This window comes from Photobacterium sp. OFAV2-7, assembly GCF_022347985.1.
Taxonomy (GTDB): domain Bacteria; phylum Pseudomonadota; class Gammaproteobacteria; order Enterobacterales; family Vibrionaceae; genus Photobacterium.
On record NZ_JAKRFQ010000641.1, the window covers coordinates 1 to 3,157 of the forward strand.

Consider the following 3,157-nt stretch of genomic DNA (forward strand, 5'->3'; position numbering starts at 1 on the left):
AAAACTTATTCAATATAAAACACATAGTAAACGTGCTGCCATTTGCTGGTTAATAAATGTGCAGCTTTGATAAGGATAGTGAATTTATCTGCTTTATCATCCTGCTAAATCTGTGATCAATAACATAAATATTGGTTTGTTTGCCTTCTTATTGGTTGGCAAACAAGGGGATGAAGTCATTTCTTGCAGTATAAATAACCATGCATTTTATGGCATAGGGATAAATTCACTGGTTGTTAATTTAATGTTGTTGTTCTGTGCTGTTGCTCACGCTTAATTGACTGATGAAATAAAAATCTTAACATTTAGCTTACAATCTGCTTATTATACTGCCCACGCATTAACCATAATCTATAAGACAGGGAGATTTTAATGCAGTCGTTAGTAGATTTTCTAAACGGAATAATATGGAGCCCCGTACTGATTTATTTGTGCCTGGGTGCTGGTTTGTTTTATTCCATCGCTACTCGTTTTGTTCAAATTCGTCACTTCAGAGAAATGTGGCGCCTACTGTTATCCGGTAAGAGTTCAGAGCAAGGTATTTCCTCTTTTCAAGCACTAGCCGTTTCTTTGTCTGGACGTGTTGGTACCGGTAACATTGCAGGTGTTGCTGCAGCAATCGGTTTTGGTGGTCCAGGTGCTGTATTCTGGATGTGGGTTGTTGCCTTCCTGGGCGCAGCGACTGCATACAGTGAATCTGCTCTGGCGCAGATTTATAAAGAAGAAGACGAAGACGGTCAGTTCCGTGGCGGTCCGGCTTACTACATCGAAAAAGCAATGGGTCAAAAGTGGTATGCATGGATCTTTGCTATTGCGACTATTTTCGCTTGTGGTGTGCTTCTACCGGGTGTTCAGTCAAACAGTATCGGTAATGCGGTTGAAGCTGCATTCGGTACAGGTGGCATGATTGAAACAACAATCGGTACTATCAGCCTGGCGAAAATCGTAACAGGTACTGTTATCTCGATTATTCTGGCGTTCATCATCTTCGGTGGTGTTAAGCGTATTGCCAGCTTTACCCAGATTGTTGTTCCGTTTATGGCATTGGCATACATCATCATTGCCTTCATCATCATTCTTCTGAACATCGATCTTGTTCCAACCGTGTTCGGCATGATTGTCGGTGACGCATTTACACCTATGGCTGGTGTTGGTGCTGCAATCGGCTGGGGTGTTAAGCGTGGTGTTTACTCGAACGAAGCCGGTCAGGGTACAGGTCCTCACGCTGCGGCAGCGGCAGACGTTGATCACCCGGCACAGCAGGGTTTGGTTCAGTCGTTCTCTATCTACATCGATACACTGCTAGTATGTTCTGCTACAGCATTCATGATTATTATCACTGGTGCTTACAACGTTCACGGTGGTGCAGAAGGTACATTCCTGGTACAGAACCTGGCTGCTGATATTGGTGCCAACGGTCCTGTGTTCACTCAGATGGCTATCGAAAGTGCAATGCCAGGTATCGGTAAACCGTTCATCGCATTTGCTCTGTTCTTCTTTGCCTTCACAACGATTCTTGCTTACTACTACATCGCGGAAACTAACATCGCCTATATCCGCCGCTCACTGAAGCTGCCTGGCATGATGTTTGTTCTGAAAATTGTCCTGACTGTCGCTGTATTCTACGGCACAGTAAAAGCGGCGAACCTTGCCTGGGCAATGGGTGATGTTGGTGTAGGCCTGATGGCATGGTTGAACATTGTTGGTATTCTGATTATCTTCTTCTTGTCGAAGCCTGCTCTGAAAGCGCTGAATGATTACGAAGCGCAACAGAAAGCGGGTGTAACAGAGTTTACTTTCGACCCTGTGAAGCTTGGTATCAAAAATGCTGACTACTGGGAAAAACGCTTGAAGTCATCAGGTAAGCCAGCAGCTCAGCCAGAAGATGTTGATGGCGAGCCGGTTAAACCGACAGCTTAACAGAATCATCTACTGAAATGTGTAAAGGGTTAGCTTAGCGCTAACCCTTTTTGTTTAGTCTCTATTAAGCCATCTATACCTATTACACATACTTCGAGTGATAACTATCACAGATTTCAATCTTGGCGGAAATTAAAGCGTCTGAGCTGATATGCAATTCGGATACATAGTTTTTCATTGCTTGAATAAACGATTGCATAAGCCTGGTGTTGAACTTGTTGCAAAAGCGTGAGGTAAAAAAGGAATATCCTGGAAATAAACTCTAAATTGCTTGATATTGTGCCAAGAAACGAACTAGATTAGTTTTTCACAGCGTCAAAAAACAGATAGAAATGTCAATTTATTAACTCTCCACTTTCCTATTCTGCGTGTTTAGACTCTAAAGTGAACAGATATTTCGTATTCAACTTTAAGCATATAAGACGTAGATCATGCACCTTTCATTACAACGTATTGGTTTCAAGCAACGCATCATCATGACAGTTGCTGTATTGGTTGCGGTTGCTCTGTCGATCACCAATTGGCTGTCTTACAACAATTTCAAACAAGATAAAATAGCGACAATTGAAGAGAAGTCTCGGCTCATCGTTGAGGGCGCCAAACGAGAGATAGAAGTCTCTATGCAAAAAGGCGTGGATGCGCTGGAGTCAAGCAGAGCTTTCTATCAGCAAGAGCATTCAGACAGTGAATATGTCGAAGTGGCCAAGATGATCACCAAAGCGGCTAGCTTCGCCAGTTTTACTGCCGGTTACAGCGATGGTAGGGCATTTGGTGATTCAGGCGGTGATAATGGTGTGTTTGATGTGCGCGATTATGACCCCCGTACACGAGACTGGTATAAGCAGGCACTGGCGAAGAACGGCACCATTCTGACTGACTTTTACAATGATGCGACCACAGGTGACTTAATGGTCAGTATTGCTACGCCAATCAGCCGCGAGGGGGTGGTTGTCGGTGATGTTTCCCTAAGCAGTCTTAATGAAACGATCCGCCGCGTGCATTTTCCTGGTGCTGTTATTCTGATTCTCAGCGAAGAATTTACTCAACTGGCCTCGACGGATCCAAGTGATGAACTCGGTATTTATTTTGATATCCCAGACCTTGAGCAGAAAATGGCTGCGATGGGATCAGGTGCGGCTGACTATCAGTGGGCCGGAGTCGACAAACGTGCGTATTTTTCAGATATCCCGCTGGTTGACGGTAAAAAATGGTATTTGTACGTAGGTGTTAATAAATC

The 3,157-nt window shown here is 43.9% G+C and carries 2 protein-coding genes; both read left to right on the forward strand.

All coding sequences use genetic code 11. The features are described from left to right. Nucleotides 1-372 precede the first annotated feature (372 nt). Nucleotides 373-1,920: a sodium:alanine symporter family protein gene (locus MHN01_RS22245; protein WP_239413506.1), complete on the forward strand. Its 1,548-nt coding sequence runs from the start codon at nt 373-375 to the stop codon at nt 1,918-1,920. Between the two features lie 431 nt (nt 1,921-2,351). Continuing rightward, nucleotides 2,352-3,157: cache domain-containing protein (locus MHN01_RS22250; protein WP_239413508.1), on the forward strand; the 806-nt coding region annotated here is incomplete at its 3' end.

Excerpts from the sequence above, each read along its gene's own strand:
- MHN01_RS22245 (WP_239413506.1), top strand. The coding sequence starts at position 373 with ATGCAGTCGTTAGTAGATTTTCTAAACGGAATAATATGGAGCCCCGTA.